This window comes from Infirmifilum sp. NZ (genome assembly GCF_022693705.1).
Classification (GTDB): Archaea; Thermoproteota; Thermoprotei; order Thermofilales; family Thermofilaceae; genus Thermofilum.
Genome location: NZ_CP094288.1, coordinates 858227 through 884257 on the forward strand (window position 1 = coordinate 858227; position 26031 = coordinate 884257).

At 51.3% G+C, this 26031-nt stretch carries 30 protein-coding genes and 2 tRNA genes; 12 read left to right on the forward strand and 20 right to left on the reverse strand.

Features of this window, described 5'->3' with window-relative positions; genetic code table 11:
* Positions 1–2 precede the first annotated feature (2 nt).
* The 3 genes from MOV14_RS04610 to MOV14_RS04620 all read right to left on the reverse strand — a co-directional run bounded on the left by MOV14_RS04610 (position 3) and on the right by MOV14_RS04620 (position 3600).
* Positions 3–1418 carry a V-type ATP synthase subunit B gene (locus MOV14_RS04610; protein ID WP_318538052.1) on the reverse strand — a complete coding sequence of 472 codons (1416 nt, stop codon included), beginning with the start codon at positions 1416–1418 and terminating at the stop codon, positions 3–5.
* A complete protein-coding gene (locus MOV14_RS04615) occupies positions 1411–3219 on the reverse strand; it encodes a V-type ATP synthase subunit A (protein ID WP_318538053.1) in 1809 nt (602 codons plus the stop codon). The genes MOV14_RS04610 and MOV14_RS04615 overlap by 8 nt, the downstream gene beginning before the upstream one ends.
* Positions 3220–3345: 126 nt before the next feature.
* Positions 3346–3600, reverse strand: a complete 255-nt coding sequence (locus MOV14_RS04620; protein ID WP_318538054.1) for a histone family protein — start codon at positions 3598–3600, stop codon at positions 3346–3348.
* A gap of 168 nt (positions 3601–3768) precedes the next feature.
* Here MOV14_RS04620 and MOV14_RS04625 point away from each other — a divergent pair, with 168 nt between their 5' ends.
* The 3 genes from MOV14_RS04625 to MOV14_RS04635 all read left to right on the forward strand — a co-directional run bounded on the left by MOV14_RS04625 (position 3769) and on the right by MOV14_RS04635 (position 4600).
* Complete coding sequence (locus MOV14_RS04625; RefSeq protein WP_318538055.1) at positions 3769–4038, forward strand: 30S ribosomal protein S17e; 270 nt, start codon at positions 3769–3771, stop codon at positions 4036–4038.
* Positions 4039–4097: 59 nt separating this feature from the next.
* Positions 4098–4201 (forward strand) — tRNA-Leu (locus tag MOV14_RS04630).
* Positions 4202–4276: 75 nt separating this feature from the next.
* Entirely contained in the window at positions 4277–4600 is a 324-nt protein-coding gene (locus MOV14_RS04635; RefSeq protein ID WP_326403755.1) for a 50S ribosomal protein L21e, read from the forward strand.
* 16 nt (positions 4601–4616) lie between these two features.
* Here the strand turns inward: MOV14_RS04635 and MOV14_RS04640 are convergent, their stop codons facing one another.
* From MOV14_RS04640 to MOV14_RS04650, 3 genes are read right to left on the reverse strand one after another with little or no spacing between them, the layout of a single operon-like run.
* Positions 4617–5894 carry a tRNA pseudouridine(54/55) synthase Pus10 gene (locus MOV14_RS04640; RefSeq protein WP_318538056.1) on the reverse strand — a complete coding sequence of 426 codons (1278 nt, stop codon included), beginning with the start codon at positions 5892–5894 and terminating at the stop codon, positions 4617–4619.
* 25 nt (positions 5895–5919) lie between these two features.
* A complete protein-coding gene (locus MOV14_RS04645; RefSeq protein WP_318538057.1) occupies positions 5920–6549 on the reverse strand; it encodes a DUF655 domain-containing protein in 630 nt (209 codons plus the stop codon).
* Positions 6550–6580: 31 nt separating this feature from the next.
* Positions 6581–6907 carry an RNA polymerase Rpb4 family protein gene (locus MOV14_RS04650; protein WP_318538058.1) on the reverse strand — a complete coding sequence of 109 codons (327 nt, stop codon included), beginning with the start codon at positions 6905–6907 and terminating at the stop codon, positions 6581–6583.
* 357 nt (positions 6908–7264) lie between these two features.
* On the opposite strand from MOV14_RS04650, the gene MOV14_RS04655 reads away from it, so the two are divergent.
* The 4 genes from MOV14_RS04655 to MOV14_RS04670 all read left to right on the forward strand — a co-directional run bounded on the left by MOV14_RS04655 (position 7265) and on the right by MOV14_RS04670 (position 11203).
* A tRNA-Asn gene (locus tag MOV14_RS04655) sits at positions 7265–7338 on the forward strand.
* Positions 7339–7533: 195 nt separating this feature from the next.
* Positions 7534–9450 carry a carboxypeptidase-like regulatory domain-containing protein gene (locus tag MOV14_RS04660; protein ID WP_318538059.1) on the forward strand — a complete coding sequence of 639 codons (1917 nt, stop codon included), beginning with the start codon at positions 7534–7536 and terminating at the stop codon, positions 9448–9450.
* 19 nt (positions 9451–9469) lie between these two features.
* Positions 9470–10723 carry a M48 family metallopeptidase gene (locus MOV14_RS04665; RefSeq protein ID WP_318538060.1) on the forward strand — a complete coding sequence of 418 codons (1254 nt, stop codon included), beginning with the start codon at positions 9470–9472 and terminating at the stop codon, positions 10721–10723.
* Between the two features lie 144 nt (positions 10724–10867).
* Positions 10868–11203, forward strand: a complete 336-nt coding sequence (locus MOV14_RS04670; protein WP_318538061.1) for a hypothetical protein — start codon at positions 10868–10870, stop codon at positions 11201–11203.
* 422 nt (positions 11204–11625) lie between these two features.
* Here MOV14_RS04670 and MOV14_RS09955 read toward each other — a convergent pair whose 3' ends face one another.
* The 4 genes from MOV14_RS09955 to MOV14_RS04685 form a co-directional block, all read right to left on the reverse strand.
* Positions 11626–11754 (reverse strand): hypothetical protein, encoded by a 129-nt coding sequence (locus MOV14_RS09955; protein ID WP_326403756.1) that lies wholly within the window; start codon positions 11752–11754, stop codon positions 11626–11628.
* A gap of 106 nt (positions 11755–11860) precedes the next feature.
* Positions 11861–12928: a transglutaminase-like domain-containing protein gene (locus MOV14_RS04675; RefSeq protein ID WP_318538062.1), complete on the reverse strand. Its 1068-nt coding sequence runs from the start codon at positions 12926–12928 to the stop codon at positions 11861–11863.
* Positions 12929–12948: 20 nt separating this feature from the next.
* Positions 12949–13233, reverse strand: coding sequence for a hypothetical protein (locus MOV14_RS04680; protein ID WP_318538063.1), 285 nt, complete (start codon positions 13231–13233; stop codon positions 12949–12951).
* Between the two features lie 153 nt (positions 13234–13386).
* Positions 13387–13833, reverse strand: coding sequence for a hypothetical protein (locus MOV14_RS04685; protein WP_318538064.1), 447 nt, complete (start codon positions 13831–13833; stop codon positions 13387–13389).
* Positions 13834–14155: 322 nt separating this feature from the next.
* On the opposite strand from MOV14_RS04685, the gene tgtA reads away from it, so the two are divergent.
* Positions 14156–15814, forward strand: coding sequence for a tRNA guanosine(15) transglycosylase TgtA (gene tgtA / locus MOV14_RS04690; protein ID WP_318538065.1), 1659 nt, complete (start codon positions 14156–14158; stop codon positions 15812–15814).
* On the opposite strand, the gene MOV14_RS04695 is transcribed toward tgtA, so the two are convergent.
* Positions 15780–16517 (reverse strand): proteasome assembly chaperone family protein, encoded by a 738-nt coding sequence (locus MOV14_RS04695; RefSeq protein WP_318538066.1) that lies wholly within the window; start codon positions 16515–16517, stop codon positions 15780–15782. The genes tgtA and MOV14_RS04695 overlap by 35 nt on opposite strands.
* Before the next feature lie 195 nt (positions 16518–16712).
* Here MOV14_RS04695 and MOV14_RS04700 point away from each other — a divergent pair, with 195 nt between their 5' ends.
* Positions 16713–17105: a 30S ribosomal protein S8e gene (locus MOV14_RS04700; RefSeq protein WP_318538067.1), complete on the forward strand. Its 393-nt coding sequence runs from the start codon at positions 16713–16715 to the stop codon at positions 17103–17105.
* Entirely contained in the window at positions 17102–17404 is a 303-nt protein-coding gene (locus tag MOV14_RS04705) for a signal recognition particle subunit SRP19/SEC65 family protein (protein WP_318538068.1), read from the forward strand. Before MOV14_RS04700 ends, MOV14_RS04705 begins: the two co-directional genes overlap by 4 nt.
* Here the strand turns inward: MOV14_RS04705 and gatE are convergent.
* Positions 17391–19292 (reverse strand): Glu-tRNA(Gln) amidotransferase subunit GatE, encoded by a 1902-nt coding sequence (gene gatE / locus MOV14_RS04710; RefSeq protein ID WP_318538069.1) that lies wholly within the window; start codon positions 19290–19292, stop codon positions 17391–17393. The two genes, MOV14_RS04705 and gatE, sit on opposite strands and share 14 nt — an antisense overlap.
* 2 nt (positions 19293–19294) lie before the next feature.
* Positions 19295–20641, reverse strand: a complete 1347-nt coding sequence (gatD, locus tag MOV14_RS04715; protein WP_318538070.1) for a Glu-tRNA(Gln) amidotransferase subunit GatD — start codon at positions 20639–20641, stop codon at positions 19295–19297.
* A 154-nt stretch (positions 20642–20795) separates the two neighbouring features.
* On the opposite strand from gatD, the gene MOV14_RS04720 reads away from it, so the two are divergent.
* The gene (locus tag MOV14_RS04720; protein ID WP_318538071.1) at positions 20796–20954 is read left to right on the forward strand and encodes a 30S ribosomal protein S30e; all 159 of its coding nucleotides are present in this window, start codon (positions 20796–20798) and stop codon (positions 20952–20954) included.
* On the opposite strand, the gene MOV14_RS10020 is transcribed toward MOV14_RS04720, so the two are convergent.
* From MOV14_RS10020 to MOV14_RS04730, 3 genes are read right to left on the reverse strand one after another with little or no spacing between them, the layout of a single operon-like run.
* Positions 20928–21284: a ribonuclease III family protein gene (locus tag MOV14_RS10020; RefSeq protein WP_442786700.1), complete on the reverse strand. Its 357-nt coding sequence runs from the start codon at positions 21282–21284 to the stop codon at positions 20928–20930. The two genes, MOV14_RS04720 and MOV14_RS10020, sit on opposite strands and share 27 nt — an antisense overlap.
* A complete protein-coding gene (locus MOV14_RS04725; protein WP_318538072.1) occupies positions 21281–21568 on the reverse strand; it encodes an RpoL/Rpb11 RNA polymerase subunit family protein in 288 nt (95 codons plus the stop codon). Before MOV14_RS04725 ends, MOV14_RS10020 begins: the two co-directional genes overlap by 4 nt.
* Positions 21569–21572: 4 nt before the next feature.
* Complete coding sequence (locus tag MOV14_RS04730; RefSeq protein ID WP_318538073.1) at positions 21573–22052, reverse strand: SAM-dependent methyltransferase; 480 nt, start codon at positions 22050–22052, stop codon at positions 21573–21575.
* 264 nt (positions 22053–22316) lie between these two features.
* Here MOV14_RS04730 and MOV14_RS04735 point away from each other — a divergent pair, with 264 nt between their 5' ends.
* Entirely contained in the window at positions 22317–22733 is a 417-nt protein-coding gene (locus MOV14_RS04735) for an Lrp/AsnC family transcriptional regulator (protein WP_318538074.1), read from the forward strand.
* A gap of 165 nt (positions 22734–22898) precedes the next feature.
* Here MOV14_RS04735 and MOV14_RS04740 read toward each other — a convergent pair whose 3' ends face one another.
* The 4 genes from MOV14_RS04740 to MOV14_RS04755 are packed head-to-tail and all read right to left on the reverse strand — an operon-like array spanning position 22899 to position 25974.
* Positions 22899–23630 carry a hypothetical protein gene (locus tag MOV14_RS04740; protein ID WP_318538075.1) on the reverse strand — a complete coding sequence of 244 codons (732 nt, stop codon included), beginning with the start codon at positions 23628–23630 and terminating at the stop codon, positions 22899–22901.
* Positions 23594–24988, reverse strand: a complete 1395-nt coding sequence (cca, locus tag MOV14_RS04745) for a CCA tRNA nucleotidyltransferase (protein WP_318538076.1) — start codon at positions 24986–24988, stop codon at positions 23594–23596. The genes MOV14_RS04740 and cca overlap by 37 nt, the downstream gene beginning before the upstream one ends.
* A 4-nt stretch (positions 24989–24992) precedes the next feature.
* Positions 24993–25568: an RNA 2',3'-cyclic phosphodiesterase gene (thpR, locus tag MOV14_RS04750; RefSeq protein WP_318538077.1), complete on the reverse strand. Its 576-nt coding sequence runs from the start codon at positions 25566–25568 to the stop codon at positions 24993–24995.
* Complete coding sequence (locus MOV14_RS04755; RefSeq protein WP_318538078.1) at positions 25561–25974, reverse strand: hypothetical protein; 414 nt, start codon at positions 25972–25974, stop codon at positions 25561–25563. Before MOV14_RS04755 ends, thpR begins: the two co-directional genes overlap by 8 nt.
* Between the last annotated feature and the right edge of the window lie 57 nt (positions 25975–26031).

The following is a 26031-nucleotide window of genomic DNA, read 5'->3' on the forward strand; positions in this document are numbered from 1 at the left end:
CCTCAGCTCCTGTAAGCGGGGTGATATTTCTCGATGAGCCTCCTTGGGATCCTGACGAGCTCCTCCTCCGGGAGCACTGAAAGCACCTTCCACCCTCTGTCCAGAGTCTCTTCTACACTCCTGTTCTCGTTGAAGGACTGGCTCACGAAATGGTTCTCGAACTCCTCTGCAAACTTCAGGAATCTTCTCATCCTCTCACTGAGCCCGATTTCACCGATTATCCTGGCTAGGTCCCTAGCCCTCACACCTCTTGAGTACGCGTCGTAGAGCTGATCCGCGAGGTACCTGTGATCCTCTCGGGTCTTGCCCTCGCCTATCCCAGCCTTCATCAGCCTGCTGAGGCTCGGCAAAACGTTCACTGGTGGGTATACGCCTTGAGCATAGAGTTCCTGGCTTAGGAAAATCTGCCCCTCAGTGATGTAGCCGGTGAGGTCCGGGATTGGGTGTCTCAGATCCCCTCCCGGCATAGTGAGTATCGGGAAGAGCGTGATGCTGCCTTTCTTGCCCTTTATTATGCCCGCTCTCTCGTAGATCGTCGCGAGGTCGCTGTACATGTATCCTGGGTAACCCATCCTGCCAGGGATCTCGCCCCTTGCGGAACTTACCTCCCGAAGAGCTTCGCAGTAGTTAGTCATATCGGACATTATTACCAGCACATGCATGTCGAGGTCGAAGGCCAGGAACTCCGCCACCGTGAGGGCAATGCGCGGGGTCATAAGGCGCTCTACTGCTGGGTCGTCAGCCATGTTAAGGACAGCTACCAGCCTCTCGATGGCCCCGGTTTCGCGGAACTGCTCCATGAAGAACTCGGCTTCCGTCTTCCTTAGACCAATGCCGGCGAAAACCACAGCAAATCGCTCACCTTCGCCTCTAACAGTCGCCTGTCTAGCAACCTGCGCCGCGAGTAGGTTGTGAGGCAGACCTGAGACACTGAATATTGGGAGCTTCTGACCACGCACCAGGCTGAAGAGACCGTCGATCGCCGAGACGCCGGTCTGGATGAAGTCGTGAGGGTACTCCCTCGCGACCGGGTTGATCGGTTCGCCGGTTATCTCCCTCATCTCACCCGTCATGACGGGAGGTAGCCCGTCGATCGGCTCGAATCTACCATTAAAGATTCTGCCTAAAACGTCTTCAGAGACTCTGATCTTGAACGTGGATCCTGTGAATTTCACTAGAGTGTCTGTCTCGAGGCCTTCCCGGTCTCCGAGAACCTGGACCACAGCGTTACCTATGCTCGTTTCCAGGACCCTCCCGAACCTCTCCCTATGGTCTCTACCGTATATTTTCACGACCTCGTCGTAAGCAGCATCCTCGACGCCCTCCACGATGAGCAGGCTACCGCGTATCTCTCGCACGCCTCGGTAGATTTTTCCGGGATAGCGTTCGATAATGGTAGTGAGGATCTCCTCAGGCACTAGCCACCACCCCGCTTTCAGCCGTTATTTGAACACCATGCCGTTGTGCGATCTCGTCTAGTTTAGCCATTACTCGGTTATATAGCTCTTTCACGGCCTCCAAGCCTCTCTCGTCTTCTTTCACGCGCATCATCTCGTACACTTCGGGGAGCTTCGTTATCTCCTCTATCGATACTCTCTTCTTAATCAGCTCATATGCTTTGTCGAAGAAGTCTATCATCATTTTGAGGAGCCAGTACTGCTTCTCAGGCTTGCAGAAGATGTCTTCCCCCGAGAGAGCCGTTTGCCTCAGGAAGCCCTCTTTTATTATCTCCGACGTCAGAAGTATCAGCCTCTGGTCGTCCGGCAGCGCCCCCTCTCCCACCACCGAAGCTATGGCTTCTATCTCGCTAGCAACAGTCATGAGCCGCAGGGCTCTCCGCCTGTACTGCGGGAACTCTGGTGAAACGTTTTTAACCCACCACCGCTCAACTATGTCCGCGTACTGGCTAAAGCTTCTCAGCCAGTTTATAGCCGGGAAGTGCCTCCTGTAGGCCAGGTCAGTGTCCAGAGCCCACATGACCCCGACAAACCTCAAAGTGTGTATCGTTACCGGTTCGTTGTAGTCACCTCCCGGCGGCGACACGGCCCCCAGTACAGTCACAGAGCCGCTTCTCTCGGGTGAGCCTAGGGGTTTTACTCGACCACCTCGCTCGTAGAACTCCGCTATTTTATCGGGAAGGTAGGCCGGGTATCCTCTCTCGACAGGGAGCTCTCCGAGCCTTCCGGCTATCTCGCGCAAGGCCTCAGCCCACCTGCTTGTCGAGTCCGCTATGAGCGTTACGTCGTATCCCTGATCCCGATAGTATTCTGCCAGCGTGATGCCCATGTAGATCGATGCTTCCCTAGCGGAGACGGGCATGTTAGAGGTGTTAGCTATCACTATTGATCTCTCAATGATGGGGCGACCAGATTTCGGGTCGGTGAGCCTCGGGAACTCCATGAGCATCTCTGCGATCTCATTACCGCGCTCACCGCAGCCGATGTAGATGACTATTTGGGAGTCGCTGTACATCGCGACCTTGTGAAGCGTAACCGTCTTCCCAGTGCCGAAGCCCCCAGGTATAGCGCCGGCGCCGCCCTTGGCTATCGGGAAGAACGTGTCTATCACTCGCTGCCCTATCAAAAGGGGCACCTCGCTCGTCAACCTCTCCTTGTACGGCCTCGCCTGCCTCACAGGCCACTCCTGCTTCATTGTTAGCTCGTATGTCCTACCGTCCGACTCAACGACAGCGACGACGTCTTCGATGGTGTAGTCGCCCTCAGGAGCTATTTCACGTAGCCTGCCCTCAATACCCACAGGGATCATTATCCTGTGCTCTATGAGGGACGTTTCCTGTACGGTGCCGATGATGTCTCCGGAGCCTACCTTGACGCCTTTCTCGACCATTGGTACAAAGTGCCACTTCTTATTCCTAGGAAGGGGGTTGACCTTGACACCTCTCTTCACGAAGGGCCCTACGAGCTCCTTTATACTCTCTAGCGGTCTCTGGACTCCGTCGAACACGCTTGACATGAGCCCTGGGCCGAGCTCAGCTACCAACAGCTTTCCTGTACCCGTGATAGGTTCGCGAGGGCGTAGCCCACTTGTGTCCTCATAAACCTGTGCCGCGAAGTAATCCTGACCCACCCTGACGACTTCACCTAGGAGGCCCTCGTTACCCACGTACACGACTTCGCCGAGCTTGATGTTGCTGATACCCTTTCCTATTACAACGGGTCCCGAGATCTTCGCGATGTAGCCTTTCCGGTCACCAGACATAGCTTTCTGCCAACCGGTGAAGTTTTGTAAATATGTTGCATTAATGTTTTACCATTCGCACATGTATTCTCAGGGCTTTCCGCATATTCTAGACGCAAGAAGTTTTCGAGTGAGCGGCTGAGGTTTTTAGACAACAATGTGGGAGCAGAGGATTCTTTGAAGCCTGCTTATAGCAAACTTCACGTCTTCTTCATTTACTGTTTTTCGCTCCGCGTGTTTTGAGGCATCTATAGCTTCACGGGCAATCTCCCGCGCCAGTTTCTCTATGAAGTCTCTCAAAAGTAGGGTAGCCTCTTCGCTTACCCGCTCAGCTCCTTCCTGGTGGAGAATCCTGTCTATAGGTGCTAGCGGTATTTCGTGCTCTTTCTTCTTTGCCGACATACCGAAACACTTTTGATAGATTACATGGTCACGTAATTTAAAAATTTATTCACTGTTAGGGCGTAAAGAGATTTTACCAAAAGTGTTCCTCTTAGGCTATTACCGAGCGGACGCTTAGCAAGGAAATGTATTTAAACGCGCCTCAAGGTATCCGAAAAAGGGTGCTGGATGGGAAACGTCAGGATAAAACTGGTTAAGAGGACAGCTCGAATGCTTGTGGAAAAATTCGGTGACAGCTTTACAACAGACTTCGAGTACAACAAGGCTAAAGTGGCCGAACTACTTCACGTACCTTCAAAGAAGCTACGGAACCAGATCGCAGGCTATGTTACGAGGCAGATAAAGCGCAAGAAGATGATTGAGGCCCAGCTCAGTCTGAGGCAGGAGATAACAACGACTGACGAGGAGGAGTACATCAGACAAATAGAGGGCATGTGACCTAAGGACCGGTGCGTGGAAAAGTATTTTACTTCCTCTAAAGAATTGTTGCTCGATGCGCGGGGGTGCCCGAGCTAGGACAAAGGGGGCGGACTTAGGATCCCACAAAGGATAAGACCTCCGCTGGCGTCGGCCTGCCCGGGTTCGAATCCCGGCCCCCGCACCTTCTCACTATCTTAAGGGTTGCCTATAGAAAACGTTATAAATTGAAGTGTGGCTTGTGAGAAGGGGTTGATGGATGAGGCACTCTCACGGGTATAGGACACGAAGCAGGAAAATGTTCAGGCACACACCAAGAACCAGGGGCTATAGGGGTCTGAGCCGGCTAATGCGCGAATACAGTCAAGGAGAATTAGTTGTCATAGACGTTAATCCCACTTTTATCGAGACGGCGCCCCACCGTAGGTATCAGGGAAAAGTTGGTAAGGTCGTGGAGCAGAGGGGAAGAGCGTACGTCATCGAAGTGCAGGTTGGCGGGAAGACTAAGAAAATCATTACGACTCCAGAGCACATTGTGCCGTTCTTAGGGAGAGCCGAGGAGGCAAAAACCGGGAGCACTTAAAGGGAATAATTCACCATTAATCAATATCTATTACGTCAAGCTCGATTCTTTCAACGTTTTTGCCTATAAGTCCCGCAATGCTCGGGTTTGTCCTCCCTTGATCACCGTGAATAAACTCTTTTATGTAAAAGCCACCCTGGGCCTCGATTATTATCTCCACGTCGTGTTCGGAAAGCTTTCTTGCTACTACCTTGTAAACTACCTTCCTCCTCAGCCTATCCGCTCTCCTATGAAGCACCCTGAGAGGTGTACGCTGCTCAACCACCGTTTCTTTGAAAGCTGCATTTATTCTCTCAATGTCCTCATCCGTAACGGGTTCCATAAAGGTGACGATAGCCCTGTAGACTTTTCTGGCAACCTCCGCGAGGCCTTTTAGCTTCTTGACACTGTCCTTATCGCAGTAGCTCAGAGCATGCACTTCTATGAGGGATTGTGCCGAGGAGTTTATGATTTCCTCGAGCTTCCTGAGGTCCACGAAGCGTTTTTTAGGTTTGCGGACCTCTAAAACGAAGGGCCGACCCTTACCAAGCGTCCTCACATCGATGTCCTCACGACCGGCTGCGTGAAACTTAGCGTCATGAGCCTCGAATAGCGATAGCGTGGGCTTCGCGATCAGCTCTTCTATCGATGTGTTGAATTTTATCCTTTCATCGGAGAATGGCCAGGGATTCTGGGGGAGCCCTCGCACAAGCTTCCGATATCTTCCGCATATAAAGACCGGCCTGGGGTGTACTTCAATTCCGTCGCCCTCGAGGTCTATGATTAGAAGGATGTCGGGTCTCTCCGGATCGTATTGCTTCCCCGTTTTTTTGGAGAAAATCTTACCAACTTCCCTACTGATTTCGTTTTTCAGGGACTCGGCGTCTCTTAGCTCGAAGCGACGCCACAGTTCCTCTTCCTTTTTGATCAACCGGTAGGGCAGGCGGACGCCCACAAGAAACGTCGAGAACTCGTACTCGCCGGCTACATTATAAGCGCGCTCTGCTAGTTCTTCGTACCTGGACGAGACTCCTCCACATAAATAACACTGCGAATGAGAAGGAGCCTCCAGCCCTAGGCTAGCGAGAGCGTTGCGGGCCGGCTCGTACCCGCTTTCAGCAAGTGCCCTCAGAAGATTCACGTCTACTTCGCGGGGTGAGCTCTTGTAAGCCTCCATGAATAAAAGCGTCTTTATTGCACGGCCTCTGTCTGCATTGCTTATGCCGGAGCCCCTAAGCCCGAAAAGCCGACCTAGGCACCAGTCGCAAAGGACGTAGCCATTCTCCAGCATCTGGCGGGCTTTATCGATTACCATAACTCTTCGTTACCGGCTACGTTAGTTAAAAAGGCTTGTAACGCTCCCGCCTTTGCAGCGCATCACCGACACGAGCGGGACCATATGGCGGATTCACAAAGAGATAGTGTGTTTGAGGCTCGCTGATTTCCTCTAGGATCCTGTTAACGATCAGTTCAACGGGTTTTATCCCAACCCTCTTTTCAATTTCCGCAAAGGAGTCGAAAGGCTTTCTGCTACGCTCCTCGAGTATCTTCCAGAGAGTTTTCTTCCCAATACCCTTCAAGAGCTCCAACTCGTGGGCTTTCTTCGAGAGCGGCTGAGCTCTGTTAAAGAATTCTACGAAGACTTTTTCTTTGCTAAGCACTATACTTGTGACAACGTCCTTCAGTATGGCCTTAGCATTACCAGTGAGATCCTCGTACCTTATTACTCGAAGGAAGTGAACGACCTTGGCCTCAACACCCGTAGCCAGGTCCAGCTTCTCACCAGGTCGTAAACTTGAAAGCACGCCGATTTCCGGTCTCAGTTCAATGAGCAGAAACTTTTCATCCCCTATGCTCTGAACCAAGGGATGGGAGATCCCCCGTACGGGATCCCCATAGGGTAAGACATCCAGTATATAGACTTGATTCTCTGGTGGTTTGAGGGGTTTTCGAAAATCACGCCCAGACACGTGCTTCACACCGCTCTAAAAACGCCTTAAACTACTCATTGACCATCTCAATGATTCGCCTGTAATCTTCCTCCGAGAACAGTTTATTAAGCGGGGAAAGCACTAGACGAACCTCACCCGGATCCCTTGGCTTGATATTCACTAGCTGCACTGCAATGTCCTCCGGAAGGTCGAAGGTCTTCATCAGCTCCTCCACTACCCGGCGCGATTTAGCGGGATCCTCGATTTTGGCGAATTTCCTGGCGTACTCCACCGTGTATCGCTCAAGGCCCGTGAGCTCCCTTGTCTGCTCAACCTTCTCAAGCAGTTCCCGCAGCTCAGCGAGCGTCAAGTTCTTCTCAGAGAGCACTCTCGGCACTGAGGCCTTCACCCCTGTTTCCTCTTTTAAAAACTAACTAATATCTCTTCCGCACCCCCACAAGAATTCAATAGCAATACGATCTCGGGTTCTAAGCCTTCATTATATCTTAACAGCTTGAAATCCCTATTCCCGCCGAGCACTACAATCAACTGTGCCTAAGCCGCGGCTCTTTCCCAGTTAGCCCTAACTTGAAGAAAAGCCGAAGGCAACAGCAGCGCAAACCTCCGGGACGAGTGATCTGCGATAACCTGTTAGACGGGCGACTATTCTCCTGCGCAGGTAGGCGTTTCTCGAGAATCTGACTTCCCCAGAGAAAATTTATTTAAATAGAAGGTCGTTGAAGCTATAGTCTGAGCCGGGGTAGCTCAGCCAGGTGGAGCGCCCGGCTGTTAACCGGGCGGTCCCGGGTTCAAATCCCGGCCCCGGCGCTTCGCTCCTAGGGCACATTTGTGAGACAATTTTAAAATAAAGGGCGGGTTCCGGCTCGCTAGTTGTTGCCCCGCACCCTGCCACCGCCCAGAGAGGTGAAGATCACCGTGGATAATACAAACGTAAGAAAAAGGTCTTTGTGGAATTCTACTGCTAAAGATTGTCTGAACCTTAAATTTGAAGGATATGGTAGGATGTTTGTTCGAGACAGCATGAGAATAGTCGGGGTCATGTTACTGCTACTGCTGGCTCTTAACGTTGCACTTGTAGCACTCGCAGATAAAGGTAGTCAAGTCTTCTACGTCAAGCTTGATTACATACTTAGGACGGAAGAAGGTGCCGAGCTGGATTTCGGGAGCAAAAGCGTTATAACGCTCTCAAGCACCGCCACTCCCCCAGGCTACGTCCTCGAGTCCTTCAGCGTGATTTTCGAGGGGAAGGCGCCTCCACAGATAGTTCCCGTAAAGTACGATAAGGTCAGCGAGAGCATGGGCAGACTGACGTCCGTGACTTCCTACTCCGGAGAAGTAGTCCTCGGCTCCAACGGCTTTAACGGTACGGTGAAGGCTCGGCTCGTCACAGTCTTTAGGAAAACAACGTGGATGCCCTTACAGGACAACATCACCGTGGATACAAGCGAATTCAAAGACACTGGGCTCAGTGTTTCGGTTAGGGTAACTATAGACAACTACGCACCGTATGCAGTTAAGACCGTGATCGACCCCTTCGGGAACGATTTGACCCAAATAGACGTTCAGGCAGCCGTCCCCGCTGGGGCTTTCAAGGTCGATCCGAAGCATGTTGAGATAGATGTCTCTTCGATTGGGTATGGCAAATACACGATCGAGTTTTCGCAGGGTGAGGAGTACAAGCTTCCCAACGCCTTCCTAGTCATAGAGGACCGCTTCACGGAGACCACTATCCCGGCAAAGACATTCAAGAGCTACTCTATAAGGGGCAAGGCCGGGTGGAATCCGCTCGGTTTCATAGTTGTGCTGTACTCCGTTGCCCCTGGTCCTCTCACGAATAGCGCTACCGTTGAGGGAAATCTTATCGACCTCGCCTTCGAGAGAAGCGAGGAGTTCGAGGTTCGGGGCGCCTCACTGCTGATACCGCCGTTCCTGATGCACTACTGGATCAAAGCTTTCATCGTCTACGGAACTACCGCCAAGATAGTCAACAACGAGGGTCATGACATCCAGGCTATGATAATTCCTGTCTACTACCGGGAAGTAGGGACGTGGACACCTAGAGGTCTCACTGCTACCATCAATAAGAAGGATATCGCGGATGCCTACGCAGCTTACCTGGTGGTCCAGGTGCCCCCAATAGCCACGATTACCTCGGTCACAGTCCCCAGCGGTCAGAAGTTCGATGATATCGAAAACTACACAGCAGACTGGCTCGGCACATGGAGGACCATCGTGCTTGAGAAGAACGAGGCTGCCGTCCAGGTGAAGAACGGAGATAGCGTTGAGGAGGGTGAATACTTCATCTCCATAGCTTGGAAACCCATAAAGATGATCTTCAAAGATCCCAAGGGCAACCCTGTGCCGGGCGTCCAGGTCTCCATGTCTGGTCCCTTGAGCATCAACGCTGTGAGCGGGGCTGACGGCTCAGCCCAGCTTAACGTCTACGCTCCAGGAGTGTACTCGGTATCCGCTGCATTCAAGGGCGCGACGCTGACGGCCTTCACTCTGGGAACCCTAATGGACACAGAGTTCAACATCGAGTGCAAAGTCTACACAATGACTGTGCACGTTAAGAATGCCCTGGGGGGTCCTGTCGCGGGAGCTGTAGTCACGGTGAGCAACGGGAACTACTCGCAAAGCCTCGAGAGTGACGCTTCGGGAAGCGCGGTATTCACACAACTCCCAAGGGGTACATACACGGTAACGGCACAGTACAAGAGAATCACAAGCACAGTAAAGGTCACCCTTGACGGAGACCAGGCAGTGGACCTCAACACTGGCATACTGCTTGACCTCCCATTCGTCGGGCCTGTGACCGCAACAGAGGTAGCAGCAGTGTCTGCCGCAACTGCAGTGACGGCCGCGCTCTTCTTCCGACCTAGAAAGGAGAAAGACACGGCAGAGATAGAGATAGGCTGAGACTTTCCCGGAGAAGATAATGAGCCGGCACTGGAATAAATGCATATTATTCTTTATCCCTCTCATCTGTCTTGATGAGGATTTTTCTGTCGCTGACTTTGTAACAGCTGTCAAGCAGGTAGGCTACAGCGTTGAAAGAGAAGGGGAGAATGGATTTCGCGCCGAGAAAGCTGCTAGAGAGGTTTTCATCGAGTACAGTGGAGGCGCCGTTGAGGCCTGCTCGGAGAGCCTTGACGCCGTGATGGAATTTAAGAACAGAATGCTCGGATACTTCGCCTCGAAGTGTAATCCAGTTCCAGAGGTCGTGCTTTTGCTCACAGACGGGGAACAGCTCCCCATTAGCCCAGATGTGTTGGGCAAGGGATTGCTTCAAAGGCTGAGGAGCTGGGCTCTGGCAGTTTACCTATTCATAACTACACTCACGCCTCTCTTCCTCATGCTTCTAGGAATTAAAAGCCTCTTTGAGGTCAGCCTCATCACCATCCTGGTTACATTCACGATGCTGCTTTTTGCTCCTCTTTTGAGCCTCCGGGTTAGATGCCTTGAAATCCCTAAGTGCTGCCGGCGAGTTACGCTTCTACGCGTGGTAGTCGAAGAGATCAGAGAAGAAGATCTTCTGACAATAGCGGTAGTCAAGCACATTCTCACGAAGAGCGCTGACTTATCCGTCGACACTGCAGAACGCGTGCTCCACGACGTTGGCATAGATTTCAAGAGGATAAGCTTAAAGGAGCTCAACCTGGGGGCAATTCTCTCTCGCCTTCGTGAAAAGTACGGCTTTAAGGTTAAACTCTGCGTCACACCGTCGGGTAGCAGAAACGCTTACACTTTAGGCTTCTTACCCTCCTTTTCGAAAGTCTATGTCACTGCAGGACTGCTTTTGGACTTGAACGAACGCGAGCTTGAAGCGGTGCTCGCCCACGAGCTGGCTCACCTAAAGCATAAAGACTCTCTCAAGCTATTTACAGTAGCGAGTTTAGAGTACATCTTCAGATCGTACTTGCTGTCCGTAGCGCAACTTCCAATTGGAGTATTGCTAGCCTACCTCGCGTTTTTTACGGCTGTTTTCTTAAAGCTTTTACACAACGCTGAGTTATCAGCAGACGTAGAGGCCGCGCGCCGCACATCAGCTCACGATGTTATTAGTGCACTTGTAAAACTCGAATACCCCGAGCTGGCCAGGTCGGGCAAATATAGGACGTTAAGGATAGTGCCGTCTATACACCCCCCAGCCATCTATAGGGTAACCAATCTTCTCAAGCTGAGGCGCTAGTTACACGTTTGCGGTCAACGCCTCGGAGCGCTTAGGTTCCGTAGGGGAAGTAATACGTCTGTGTGATTTCCGTATGAGGGTCGAAGCTCATCCCCCGAGCTAGGTTTCACGTTTTGTAGCACTGTTAGAGAGATTTTGTACTGTATGAGGTCTCACGTCATAAAAGCCCTTGAGATTGTGGAGGACCTACTCAGCAGTAGCGAGTTGAGCGAGGGGCAGAAGAAAGCACTCCTGCAGGTTCAGAAGCACCTGCTGGACGCCTTAGACTCGGTGGTCGATGTTAAGAGCAAAGTGCGGGACATAGCCTACACGCTTCAAGAACTTGCCGATGCACTTGGGCTGGAGGTGAAGCTCTCCTCCCCCAGGTTAGTATTAGACGATGAGGACATCTTGAAAACCATAGCCGAAAGCACAATGGCTGAAATAGAGATCGAGGGTGAGCAAGCAGTCGTGAAGAGGCTTTTAGCCGCACAACATTAATAGCCGTAATACCCCTTCCACAGTGAGCAAGCTTGCCAAAACAGAGCAAGCAGGTAAAACAGAAAACAGTCGACCCTGTCGACGCGGAGTTCAGCAAGAAAAAGATGCTAGCTTATATAGCGGGCGTATTCGCAATAGTGGCACCACTCATTGCAGCAGCTTTGGTGTTCTTAAAAGTAGGAGGGGATAACGTTCAGGCTGTTTTTATCTTGCTCTCTACTTCCGCTTCAGCTGCAGGACTGTTCCTCGCTATCATTTTTCTAGAGGAGGCTTACGCGTTTAAGCTCTACATGAGACTTAGCGGTTTGGTACGGCAGAGCCCACCCACTCCCCAGGTTGGAGCCGTTCAGCCCCAAGCCCCTGTTGCACAAGCGTATCAGCCTAAAGCTACCCGCCCCGTCCAGGTACAGGAGGCCCAGCCCTCATCCCCAATCCTTCGTCCGCCTCAGGTTGTGAGAGCCCAGGCTCCTCCTGTGACCCGGCAACCTAGAGCAGTGGTACCCGCTCCAGCCCCAATCGCCGCCGCGCAGCCACGAGCAGTAGAGCTTCAAGCTACGCCACCCGTCGCTCAGGCTGATGTGAAAAGATGCCCCAAGTGCGGCCGCGAGCTACCTTATGGCGACCTGCACATAATATGTCCGTTCTGCGGCACCCCACTCAAGTAGACTTTTCTTTCCTTAGCGCCAGTGCCACCGCTAACAAAACTGCCAGGAGCAGCAAGACGTTATCTCCGAGGCTTAGGCTCTCGCGTGCTACTCTGAACGCCAAGCTTATCTTGCTTGCTCCCGTCGGCGCCGGTATCGCGAGGAAGTCGTTGGGATCCCCCCGCTTAATCCAAGCTAGAACTATCAGCGAGTCAAGCTGATTTACTGCGGAACCTCTCACGAGCCTCCGGGGGTCGTTCTCTGTATTGGCAGTTAAGTCGACTGGGAAGCTTTCTCCGCGAGATTCTACCATGCTGAAAATGTGCGGCTCGGCTCCTCTCAATTGATAAAACCACTTACCTTCTCTTATTGTTAAGTTAGCTTGTGGGGAGTATACAAGCGCGTAAGCGAGGTAAGAGTTTATCCCTTTAATCCTCAGTAAAGCCGTGAAAAGAGCGTGTAAGTCGCCGCACGCTCCCTCTAAGGTCGACAGAGTTTCTGCTGGGCATTTAACCCCTCCCCGTGTATCCGAAGTATATTTTACGTTTCTGCGAATCCAGTCCGCCGCGTTTATGATGAAGTCTCTGCCAGAAGCAGAAGAGGAGCCCAGGCTCTTGGCGAGGCTTACTACATCGGCGAATTTCTTCAATGAGGAGTTGCAACCCCAGAATTGCGACTTAGCCGTCTCGCTTAGCGATGGAGCTACAACATCCACAACTTCTGGCAGATCCGCTATACGGCGGAAAGGGGGGCTTGCAACTTCTACCTCTTGAACAAGTGTTATGTTTATGCTTCCTGAGTACTCGAGGTCGCCAGGGTACGCGTAGATGTTTCCCTGAGGGTCCCGCTCGAGGGTGAAGCTGGTTTTCCTTGAGTCGACGTAGAGCGTAGCTGACGATAGGTTCTGCCATCCAGGTATGGACAGGGCAATAAGGAAGACGCGTGAGAACACTTCTCGATCCACAACACCTTGCCCTTCAACGTACAGGCTCGTCACGAGCAAGTACTTTACACTCAGAATAGGCTGGGAAAATGCCAGAGCCCCTACCAGTGTTACTAGCAGAGCGTACCTTAAGTGCATACTACCCTCAGGTGTCCGAGCTAGACGCGAACGTTTTTCAGCAACTCCTCTAAACTTCGGAAGGTCTGCTGGGTATCCCCGCGTCTAAGGCTCACTTGCTTAACCTTGAACGTGTCAAAGAGGTCTGAGAGCTTTTTCGTCCCGAAAGCTCTAGCCCAAGGTACTATGTTTCCACCGGGGTCAACGGCTCTAAACATTCTATCTATCCTCAGCCTGTAACCGGTTTCCTGAAAGTAGACATCTATCACGGCGTTATTCGAGCGGGTCCACTCTAATAGTGCCTCAAGCACCTTTACGTCAACCATAGAGCAGCCGCGTCACCATATGCTCCCGTTTCACCACCTTATATTTATTGTTCCTCGGTTAACAGCCGAGCTGAGAGTTTACAGGTAAGCCTTGTCTAGGCACGAAGCCTGCATGACCTTGTGCTCAGACTTAAAAAAAGAGAGCTGCTGCCTTTATCCCTTTGGAAACCTTAGCTTGATGTAGACTTTGCTACCCACGCCAGCCGTATCTTTGGCAATACTCTCTGGAAAAACGACTTGTAAGCCGCCGGCGGAGGCGAGAAGAGCATTTTGCGGCTCTTGTCTAGAGTACACTTCTGCACCTAGCACTATGTCCCAGCTCTCGATGTCAGAGGGCGTAGCGTCGACTCTCAATTCAACCTGCATACCCTGGGCCGGTTCAACACCGGCTTCCCTCAAAATTTTCACAGGCAACTCTACTACGGCTAAGCCCTCTGCCGCCTCGATTTTTATGCGAACAACGTCCGCATACTTGAGCGATTCGATGCCCGCAATTGTGCCGAGCACAACCATCAACACGATGTGTAGTTTTAAAGGTTTGCGCCCTTCTTCGCGTAATGACTCCCAGATTACCTTACTGCTCCCCTCTTTTCTGCCCAAATCATTTTTATAAACTTCCTACCTCGTCGCCACCTCGAACCACCCTAAGCCAATGCAATAAAACCCGGGTGAGCGCTTGATGCCTGCCCAACGCTCTATAGTAGCCGTACTCTTCATTCCCCGACAATCTGGAGAAGCGTTTCTACCACACAGCCTACAGCCTTTCAATGCTCAGAGTGAGAAAGTGTGGAAGGCTATGCCTACGAGCACGTGCTACGTGGGTGTTAAAGCATTTTCGCAAGCCTGCTCGACGGCTTGGCCTTCGCCGTTGCGCGAGGGGGGGAATGTTATAATTTAGGCCCTGTTTTCTGATTGAGAACACGTGGTCTGGTCTGAGGTCTTCGAGATAGAAGAGATAGACCTGATGGGGCGTAAGGGTAAGCTTCACACGAGGAAAGGTGTAGTGGAGACGCCGACCCTGGCACCCGTGATTAACCCTGGGAAGCAGCTCGTACCGCCTAAGGATATCGTGGAGATGGGGTTCCCACTGCTGATAACAAATGCTTACATAATCAAGAGAAACTATGGTGAGCTAGCCAAGGAGCTTACGGTCCACGGCATACTCGGGGTGGACGGCCCGGTGTACACTGACTCGGGAGCCTACCAGCTACTTGTGTACGGAAGAGTGGACGTAGATCCCTTGGAGATCTTCACATACCAAGTTGAGATAGGCTCCGACATCGGGGTCATTCTCGACATACCTACTAGGCGCGACACGCCCTACACTCAGGCCCGCGAGGAGGTCGAGGAGACTCTTAGGAGGCTCCGGGAGGCCTCAAAGGTCGACCGAAAGGGTATGCTTCTCGTCGCCCCGATACAGGGTGGTATTCACGCCAGCATCGTCGCGTACTCGGCGTCTCAGGCTTCACGAGAAGACGCGGACATTTTTGCCGTTGGAGGCCCCACGCAGTTCATGGAGCAATACGAGTACTCAGAGGTTGCTAAGCTTGTCATGACTGCTAGGCTCAACTTGCCTTGGAGCGCCCCGCTTCACTTATTCGGGGCAGGACACCCTATCATTATGCCGCTTGCCGTGGCCATGGGTGTTGACATCTTTGACTCAGCGTCCTACGCGCTGTACGCGCGAAACGATAGGCTCCTCACCCCAAGAGGCACGCTCAGGCTAGAGGAAGTCGATGAGCTCCCCTGCACGTGCCCTGTGTGCTCCAAATACACCGCAGAGGAGCTAAAAGAGATGCCGAAACAGGAACGTGTAAGGTTGATTGCAGAGCATAACCTCTACGTCATCCAGCTTGAACTGAAGAGAATAAGGCAAGCTATCCATGAGGGCAGGCTCTGGGAGCTCGTAGAAGAGAAGTCTCGGAGCCACCCGGCCCTTGCTGATGCCTTCAAGACGTACATCAAGTATAGCGAGTTTATAACTAAAGTTCACCCCGTTACACGCTCCCATGTGCAGGGCATATTCTTCTACGACAGAACCAGCAGGTACAGACCTGAGGTAGTGCGTCACATCAACAGGTTAAAGTACAGATTTAGAGGTAGAAGCGATGTACTTCTTCTATTCGAGGAAACACCTCACAAACCCTTCACGAGGTTCGGGCTCGTAAAGGAGATTCTAAACGATAAGCCGGAGCTATTCGCACAATGCGACATTGCCGTGCTCTCCGGCGCGTTCTCGATAATCCCGATCGAACTCGATGGTTTTTACCCGTTGTCTCAGTACGAAGCCAGTAGCATGGTGTTCGAGGAAGCTGAGGGAGAGATTAGAGAGGATGTGGTTTGGTTCATTCTGAACAACGAGTATCGGGGGCTCGTCCTAGTCTACCACTCCTTGCCGCAGAGCTTCGTGTCGAAGCTCGCTGCGAGACTATCTGGGGAGAATGTGATAACGATGCCTGTCAAGTTAAAGGACTACTATTCCGCACTTAGGGACCATGTGAGAACCTCTGAGAATGTGGAGAAGTCCGTAAAAACTGTGAAAACCCTTATACGTAGTAGTGTGGAGGCTCCCTCTCTTTAGCCATCTGCTTAATCTTATTCTCCAGCTCTTCCAGCTCTCGCTCCACGAGCTCACCCTCCCTTATAAGTTCCTCGACACTCACTGCGCTGTTGAAGAGCTCGCTGTAGGCTCTTAACGCCTCAGCCGCAGCCCTTGGGTCAGGTCTATCCGGGGCGGCATAGGGGAGAATAGCGACAGCAGGTAGCTCGCGGGACTCAAATATGGATAGAATTATCGCGAGTGGTCCTACTACGCCTAGGCCCTCTTCCATCAACCTGTACTTTTGCCCGAGGAACAGTTCCTTTCGAGCCTCATAGAACGCTGTGGTAGGTGCGAGCCTTATGCTGTCGTCTTGCTTGAACCTGTTATCGAGGCCTCCGAAAAGTACAGCTTCGGTGACACCGTTCTCGATGACCTCCTCAGACAGCGTTCGCGTAACCAAACTAACGTCCTTGTCACTTAGTGGTACATTCGGGAGAAAGTACAGGGTTTCCCCAGCGACATAGAGCTCGTACGGGGTTCTTATACCGTTTTTCACCGAGACGAACGGCTGCATATAAGGCGAGATAACGTGCCCTACTCTTACGGCTCCAGCCTTCTCCACAAGGTGCTTTACCGCTATCCAGCCAACATGCCCTATGCCATGGAAGCCCGTTATGAGCCTAGACGCTTTGAACTCTCTGTTGAGGACTATCTGGACTCTTCCGCGAGTAGTTATTCTCATAAAGCACTAGCCACCCGGGGTAAGTAGCGCCGCCACCTTAAAAAGTTGACCTGGTTGTCAGCGGTCATCAACGTCGTAGCATAAAGTTGACCGATGCGGCAAGCTTCACAGGGACTTTTTCGATATATCATGAAGAGCGTGTCAATGAGCTAGAAAGGCTTAAAAAGTGCTCAGAGTAGTGTAGAGGGGAAAGGCATGGGGGTATACCACGGCAACGATCTCAGAAAGATAAGTGGAGGACTTAAGGGTAAGCACGTGAAGGTAAAAAGAAAATACCTGAGCGGCCGCTATCCCCTAAATCCAACCGTCAGTGAAGTAACGGAAGTCAAGATTGTGCGCGCGAGGGGCGGTAACTGCAAATTAAAGGTTAAAACGGTGAGTGTCGCCAACGTCTACATCCCTAGCCAAAAGAAGACTGCTAGGGTTAAAGTCCTTAAAGTAATAGACAACCCGTCCAACAGGAACCTCGCCAGGAGAGGTGTAATAACGCGGGGAGCAATCATTCAGACAGAGTTGGGTAAAGCTATAGTCACGTCACGCCCGGGCCAGGACGGTGTAGTAAACGCCGTTCTCGTTGAAGGCTCATGAGGAAAAAAGAGGGAAAAATTATCTGGGCGGCCTACTTCGACTCAGCGTTGCCCCGTGACAAGGGTCGGCGCGTACCCAAGAGCCTTTCCGTGGAGAAGCCCCGTTTGGAGGAGATCGCTCGGGCTGCTGAAAGAGCCGGCTTCAGCGTAGTCTCGATCGACCAAGACGCGAAATTCCCAGCTTTTTGGTTTGAGAGCGGAGGTAGGGTGATCGTAAAAACATCCGAAAGGAAAAGTGTCGTCATTAAGAAAATCGCTGAAAAACTAAAGGAACTTAGGGGAGAGATTAAGAAGAGATAACATCCTGCAATTTCTTCCTAACGACCTCGGCTACCAGCTTACCATCTATTCTGCCCCTGACCTTCCCCATAACCTCGCCCATTATCGGGCTGAAGGCCCTTTCGCCTTTCTCTCGGATTAATGGCATCTTCTCAGAGATCACCTGATCAACGAGCTTCTCGAGTTCCTTTACCGTTAACGAGTGTAGTGAAAGCTTTTCAACAACTGCATCGAAGCTGAGCTCAGGGTTCTCGGCAATAGCTCTCAAGATATCTGGTATCGCCTCTTTAGCAACTTTGCCCTCTGCAACAGCCTTCATCAATTGTAGAATATGGTCCTCGTCGATGTTTTCCACCTGAACTCCCTCCCTCCTAAGGCTTCGTAGCGTATTTGTCAGAACTGTTGCAACCAGAACTGGGGGGGCTCCCGTCTTCTTTACAAGCTCCTCGAAGAGGAATAGGTGTTCCGAGTCAAATAATTGCTGCGCGAGATCCTCTGAGAGACGATACTCTCTTTTCAATCTCTCAAGTGTCTTCTCCGGAGGCTCGGGCAGCTCTTCTGCCAACTGCGAAAGTAGCTCTCTTGGAATCCTGATCGGCCTCACATCGGTTTCTGGATACATCCGGGCTTTCCCGGGCCTAGGTCTCATGAACCTTGTCGTGCCATCTGGATTCGCAGCCCGAGTCTCCTCGGGAACTCCTTGAAACGCCTCAAGTATTCTAGCGTAAACCGCCTCTAACGCTTTGTATGCCTTCTCTTTCTCGTCAAAAATGAGCACAAATGCGTCCTCATCACCGGCTCCCAGAGCTCTCTTTACCTCCTCCACTTCCTCCTTCGTTATACCGTACGCTGGAAGCTCATCGCTGTGGAATATACCCCCGACTTTACCCCAGTAGCGCGCCCTGTCTGCTAGCTCCGTGCCGAAGCGCCTACCGGGCTGGATCTCGGTCCCAAGTATGCCTTTAAAGCCTTTCAGCTTCAATGCGAGAGCAACACCACCTTTCTCAAGCGCGCTCCTAGCAACCTTCGACTTAGTGTTTTTGAAAACTCCTGTAACGTCTACTGGGGAGAAAAGTATATCATCCTCTGACAAACCTCTTCTCTTTAATTCGTCCCTGATCTCCAGGAGCTTTTTCTGCCGCTGCGCCTCGTTCGCGACAACTATTGGAATCAGGTCGAGATACTGAACACCTTTAATCTCAACCCTGGCTCCTCCTTCGATGGAGATGTTAAGGTCCTGCCTTATTGTTCCCAGCCCCCTCTTTACGCGGCCCAGCGACCTGAGCAAAAGTCCTATGTAGTGCGCCACTTCCCTAGCCTCCTCCGGCGTCTCGATAACTGGTCCTGTTGCTACCTCTATTAGCGGTATTCCAAGCCGATCTAACCTATAGGTCACTGTCCTGCGGGCGGGATCCTCCTCCATTTTCCTCGCGGCATCCTCTTCGAGGCATATGGTCTCTATCGGCACCTCTTTACCGTTAACGCTTATGTGCCCGTCGACCGCTACGAGCATTGTCCGCTGGAAGCCCGTCGTGTTAGAGCCGTCGATCACAATCTTCCTCATAACGTGAATCTCATCCACTACATGGGCTCTCACGAGCAGGGCGAACTTGAGGGCTAGCTCCAGAGCTTCCCAGTTAGGCTGATGGGGCGGCTCTTCGTCCATCTCAACGAGACATGTGTTCTCGTGATACCCTTCATAAACAAAGCTTAGACCCTTTTCGAATTCGAACAGCGCTGCGGGGTCTACTTCACCTATCTCGCTTCGCGCGAGCCGCAGTCTGCGGACAAAGCTGTAGTCTGCTTTCTCTTTCTTGACCACTGTGGGGCACGCGCAGAAGAGTTTTCTTTCCGTATCGAGCATTTGGTGTATTTCTATGCCGCACTTGATGCGAGGGAGGCTTGCCATACTTACCACCACCCCATCGCCCCTGGGTAGTGCCTGTACTCGTTCCTCTCGGAGAACTCGTATGCTATCCTCGTTTTGAAGAGTCTTTGGGCTTCTTCAAGGTCGCTTGTTTGGCCGAAAATCCAGCTAAGCTTAACGTAGGCCGTTTCAGGTAGCATGTTCCCAGCCGGTACCACTCCCGCTTTCAGAAGCTCCACACCAGTCCTGTAGACGTTAAGGTTCACCGACCCCCAGAGGCACTGAGACGCCATTACCACCATCACCCCGTCCTTCACGAGAGAGCGTATGGTGTCGATGAGTTTGCTGTTTACGTGACCCAATCCCGTGCCTTCGATCACCAGACCTACGTAGCCTTCTTCTCTGTAGAACTCGAGCAGAGAGGATGACATTCCAGGGTAGAACTTCACCAACGCTACCTTCTCGCTGAACTCGGGGTAGACTTCGACCTCCTCTGCCCGCTTTTTGTACTCGGGTTGAAGAACATCGATCTCCCTTGTGAACGGGTTAACTTTGGCTAAAGGTAGGCTGTTCACGCTTATGAAGGCGTCTCTTCTACTTGTGTGCATTTTCCTAGCCCTCACGCCTCTATGAACAAGAAGCACTTCGTCGCTCACGGACCCATGCATCACCAGCACTGACTCCGCGAAGGGGGCTTTAACGGCGGTAATTGCCGCTCCTATCACGTTGAGTGCGGAGTCGCTTGATGGCCTGTCCGAAGATCTTTGAGCGCCTGTAAACACTATCGGTCCCGGTGCCTTCTGAACGGCGAATGCCATAGCCGATGAGGAGTAGTGCATGGTGTCTGTTCCATGAGCAACAACTACACCCGAGGGTGATTTCGAGGCGAAGGCTTCGCCTATCTTCTTAGCTAGCTCCGACCAGTGATGAGGGGTCATATCTTCGCTGAAAATGCTGAAAATTGTTTCGCTCGTCACCACAGCTATGTCCGCGAGCTCCGGTATCATCGCGTACAGATCCTCGGCAGAGAAATACGGGTAAACAGCACCGGTGGCATAGTCGACCCTCGACGCTATGGTGCCGCCGGTGCCTATAAAGTGTACCTTTCCCTCAGCTTTAGTCTCCCGTGTAACCTTTTCCGCTGTGAGCCCTACTCTGCCGCTCGTCTCAATTAACTTCACCTCAGTTATACGATCTGCGGCAATTCCGATATTATACCCATTGTCAAGCTTTAAAACGAGAAAGTCTTGTTCTCCCACTTGAGGACGAGGAAGGACGATGCCTCTAAACGTGACGCCGTCTTTTAGCCTAACGAGAACTACGTCGAAGATACCTGCTCCTGCGCTGGCGAGGAGCTCACTGACCCTCCGACCGTAGCCAGCTACTGCCATGAGGACTCTGCATCAACGAAGACAGCTTCCCAGTTAAAAGGTTTCACTCGATGGTGTCTCATATGTAGCTCTTCAAACGCTGTCGCTTGAGCTCGTGCCTGCCTAGTGGAAACGCTTATATTTGTCGATAGCTTTGACTGAGCTGGGTAGGGTTATGCCATCTCACGGTAGCCTCACTAAGGCTGGAAAAGTCAGAAACGCTACTCCGAAGATACCTCCAAAACCAAAGAAGAACCTCATACCGAGGAGGAGGAACCTCAGGAACTATAAAAGGAGGGTGCTTTACTCAGCCTCTGCTCAGGCAAGCGCTTAGGGCTCGATCGATCAGCAGAGCTATAGCTACCTCTAGGGCTTTACCTGAAGTTAAAGCTTTATACAGGAACTCCACAGCCTGCTCACTTGACAAGCAGTTGTTTAACCATGCATAGCTCAGCAGCGCTTCCACGCTCTCTGCAGGGTCCCAGTCGTGTGGTAACTTGATGTTGGTCAGTGCTGAGAGCTTATAGGCCTCTCTAAGCGTTTTTCTTGGGGTCTTGATTCCCTGGGCTTTCCCAGATGCTAGGGATAGAGCCGCAGATGTTACGAAGTTTATAAACGCGTCGCCTAGTTTAGCCAGATCCTTGTCTGTCAGGATCCTTCTCAGCTTGTCTGAGCCCGTATCTGCTCACGCATCGCTTCGAGCTTCTTTCTCAATGAATCTACAGCCACTCGGAGGGCGTCTAAGGGGGTAAGAGTTCCGTCGGTTCTTATAAGGAGATGCGCCACCCCGAGTAGTGGGTGGTCCACTCTGTATGATGCAGTAACATGAGGGTTTCTGTTTAGCTCATCCACTAGCATGTTAAGCAAAGTATGCCCCTCGCCCGAGACCCTGACTTCTAGCGTAGTCTGAGACATGTTTTCAATCGAAATCGAGAGCTCCTCGGGCATGAGGTTACCGCCTACTTTCACCGACAATGTAGTAGTAAATTTTATGCGTTCTGCCACCTTCCTCGACGGTGATGCTCTCTACAGGCTTCCATCCAGTTACTTCAAAGTCATGCGAGACTATGCGCGTGTTTGGCTTCAGCTCGCGCTCGAGCTTTGGACGTAGGCGCTCATTAACGGATGTTAAAAGGTACAGAAAAACGACGTCTGCCTGGGGAAATTTAACGTCGTAAAAGCTCCCATGGATGAGGAGTACTCTGTCCTGCACTCCAGCCGCGATAATATTCCTCATAGCAGTCTCAAGCAGATCTTTCCTGATCTCGATGCCCACGCCTCTCGCTCCAAACTCTTTTGTAGCAATAACTAGCGAGCGCCCGTCTCCGCACCCCGGGTCTAATACGAGCTCACCAGGCTTCAGTTTGGCTATCTCAAAAGCCTTTCTTATAACTTCTACCGGGCTTGGAACAAACGGTACTGTAACGCTCACGGTGTAGAGGAGGATCATCATGGATAAAAAATTATTCATTCAGGGACGGACCCGGGTATTATTGATTAGCTACATTGTAGTTCGAGAGTTCCAATATTTAAAAATAGAAATACCCCCGCTTACCTCACACCCCACACGCGAGTGATTTAGATTACCATATGAGACGTTTGTAAAAATGATGTAAAGAATATATTTTACATCTACACAAGATTAGATGTGAGTTCAAAAACACTGAGCGAGAAACAAATTGAACTATTGAGATATTTGTTTAAAAAAAGTAAACCTCTTAGGGTTTTCACAGTCACAGATACCCAGAGTAGCATTGCAAAGGAGCTCGGTATCTCTAGGCAGGCTTTGAACATGCACCTTAAAAAGCTCCGAGAACTGGGGTTTCTGCGAACAGGGCGAGGCTTTATAGATCTAACCGAAAGAGCGGTGCAACTGCTGGGGAGGCAAAGCGGCGAGGCCATCATTGTACTAAGGATAGAGCCGTCGAAGAGGCTACACATCTACTCTGCTCTCAGCAACCTTCCCGTTGAAAAAGTCTACAGAGTTACAGGCGACGTTGACGTAATCATTCATGTATCACAACCACTCCTCGAAGAGGTTCTCAACAGGATAAACACACTTGAGGGGGTGCGCGAGACGCGAACCTACGTCGTTATAGAGACAATCAAGTAGAGGTTACATAATCGGGAACCGCCTCCGGCAACTCCCCCTCAAGTGTGTTTCAAGGGGATAAAAGCGGTAGTGGCAATTTAGGCCTCTCGCTTAACCTGGGTTGCAGAGCGGTTCAGAGTCGCCCTTCTCTTGAGCTGGAGCTGGAAAGAGGAGGTAAGTCAGTGGCTAGAGCCTGAGTAGGTTGAGAATATCTTCAACCCCCGCAGTTCCCTTTTTGTAACATCGTAGGACCTCGATGAGTTCATCCCGCTTTGTACTGAAGGATAACTTAGATAAAACGATCTCAGCTATCTTTGACTTTTCATTCAAAAGGAAGCTGAGAAATTGAGGCAGATTTGAGTGATACTTACCCGTAGTCGCCGACTCGAAATCCACTATGACGGGAGTTCCGTTTTTCCCAACAAGTATGTGGTCTTTGAACCTCGAAAGCTCATTGTGAGATACTCCTATTGTGTCGAGCCTCCATAGCTGCTCTAGAACGAGCCTCATAACCCTCCTAAGTTCAGAGACGGACGCGGTAACCACCCACTCGTCAAGAGGTATACCGTCCACGTAGTCCCAGACGAGAAAATTCCTGGAGAACGCTCTGAGCAGTGGACCGACTTTTACGCTGTTCACCAATTGAAGTATCCGTGCCTCCTTCAGTAAGGTTTCACGCGAAGCATCGGTTCTCCTTATCTTTACGGCGACGTAAAAGCCTCCTGAAAAAACCGCTTTCACTACGATGCCTACTGTTCCCTTTCCCAGCACTTTTTTACCGAAAATGTCCACACGACCCTCCTCTATGAGGCGCCGCACGCCCAGTAGTTTCATCTCTACAACTCTTCGCACTATTGCATCTGCATCAAGGGAGGGGTACACTAGAACTCGGCTCCAGCCATGCACCTCTTTAAGCACAGAATCCAAGGCTCATACCCCGCCAAGCGCTTTAGTAATTCACGCTTTTCTGGCATTGGAAGCTTCTGTATGTAGTCGCATGCTTTACTAATCTCCCACTCGAACCCCTTATATACCTTCAATACCTCCTTTATAATCTCAATAGCATTACGGTTCTTCCTAGGCGCTACTGCAACGACCCTATCGCCCTCTATGAAGGGCGCTGGCTTATTGGACGCCCACTTTTCCAGGAATCTTAACACGTTCTCATGCCATACCGGCGGCCCGACCTTCTTCTCCCATAGGGGTAGCTCCAGGGATTCAAGTTGCAAAACTAGCAGATGCTTTTCATTCAGCTTCAGGTGAAGCTTTCTCAGAACGCTGAACCCGTTCCTTCTCAGTGTGTTGGTGACAGCATCGAGCACTCTGTTTAATTTCCCGGCCAGGGCGTCAGGCGCGAGAGTCGGGTGCTTAACTAGCTGCAACACTATGCTGTTTTCATCAGGAGCATACTCTGCTTCTTCCTCGACGCCCTCCAGTACACAACACAAGATGGCAGGGCAGTGCTTGAAGACGTTTGCGAACAAAATAAGCTTTGAGAGCTGATCTACTCCGACTGCGGCAGCGGCGTTACGACGGGGATCTACTGGATCTAGTACGACTAACGGTGCGGTGCCGCGCAGTCTGTAAGCCGTCTCTGGGATCACGACCCTCCAAGGAATCCACTTAGAGGCCGCGCACAAGAGAGGAATAAGTCCCCCGTAGTGCACTATAAGAACTTCTGCGAGGTATCCGGAAAATCCCTTAACTTCGATTTCCGCGCCGTAGATGTTCAAGCGCCGCAGTAAAGCTTTAAACAAGCGAATATCCCTTTTAAGGGCAGGATTTCTTGATATCTGTGAGATGATGTACTCTGTGTGGAAGGGCGTCCTGTCTACTGCTGATTTGATCCTCTGAGGGCTTTCTACCTTATAGGCCGGTACAAGCTCCAGCTCTACCCCCCGGTATTTGATGATGAAGTACGGGTGCGAGGCGAAACGGACTTCTAGCTCAGCCCCTAGTCTCTGGGCAAGCTCAGTGCTCAGGGTCTCAACGGATTTATGCAACTCTTCAAGACCCAGGCTTTCGTCAAAAAGAACAAACACGTCGACGTCGGTGTCCTCGGGTAGCCACGTGTCCCTGGCAAAAGATCCATGTATTGAAATCTCACGCACGAGCGGCTTAAGACCCGATTCTTCAACCACATGATGTAATTCTCTCACAGCGCGCTCTACTAGCCTCGAGATTCTTTCTTTCTGCTCCTCTGATGGTTCAAGCCTCGATAAGTGTTTTGACAGGCAAGCCACTTCGCTGCTGTCGATACACAACTCGTGACCCATTCTGTTAATACACCGGGAGAAGCTGGAATTCGGCCAGATCAGTGTATACGGGACCTCTCGGGGTGAGGACACTTTTGATCAGGTAGAACTTTGTCACATCCTGCTCGCCGAAAAACATAGATGAGTTCTTTTCGATTATTTTTCGAACCTCACCGCCTAGTGGTGCCTTAACTCTAGCTATTGTAAGGTGTGGCTGGAAGTCCTCCCTCTCAAGCTTAACGCCGGCAGCGGTAACGGCTTTATAAACTTCTTGAGCAAGCCTTGAGAGCTCTTCTGACCCTCTCCCTACTCCGATCCAGATGACCCTCGGATTCTTGGGGTTTGGGAAAGCCCCCACGCCTTGGAGCTCCATCGAGAAAGAGCTTGCTTTAACCTCCCTAAGTTTACTCTCGATGCCTTGAACCTTTTCGCGAGGAATCTCTCCGATAAATTGTAGAGTTATGTGCAGGTTTTCCGTTTCAACAAACTTGGCTTTCAGCCCAGCTCTCTCCAGCTCCTCTTGAAAGCTCTTTACACGCGAGACTAGCTCGGGTCTGGTGATCTTTACGGCGACGAAGATCCTTAAAAACCGTTCAGCCATTAGTCAGCCACCTCCTGAGGATTGGGCACTCGAGGAAATCTACTTCACCGCTCGCACACTTTGCCAGGTTTGGGCAGAAAAAGCAGGGAATTTCGTCGAGAAAGTCCGGTAGTGTAGTCTCCTTTTGAAGCAAGGTAGCAGGTCTGATGACATACGTTTTCCTCCCACGTAGAACGACCTGCTCTCTCAGGATTAAGCCCTGCTCTTCGAGTTTTCGAACAATCTTGAGACCCTTCCTACTGTCCAAACCCAGCTTCTTCCAAAGGTCTTTTTGAAGCACTCCCTTCTCTCCGGCCTCTCTCACGATCTCCAGAGTTTTTCTCTCCAATACTTCAAACTGCACCGACGACTCTTCCATTTTTTCGATGTTCTCCTCGCTCAGTGAAATCTTTGACCTCGATGGCATTAATCAACTCGCCCTAATCACATAGGGCGAAAAACCTGAATTTATTACTTGCCCGTT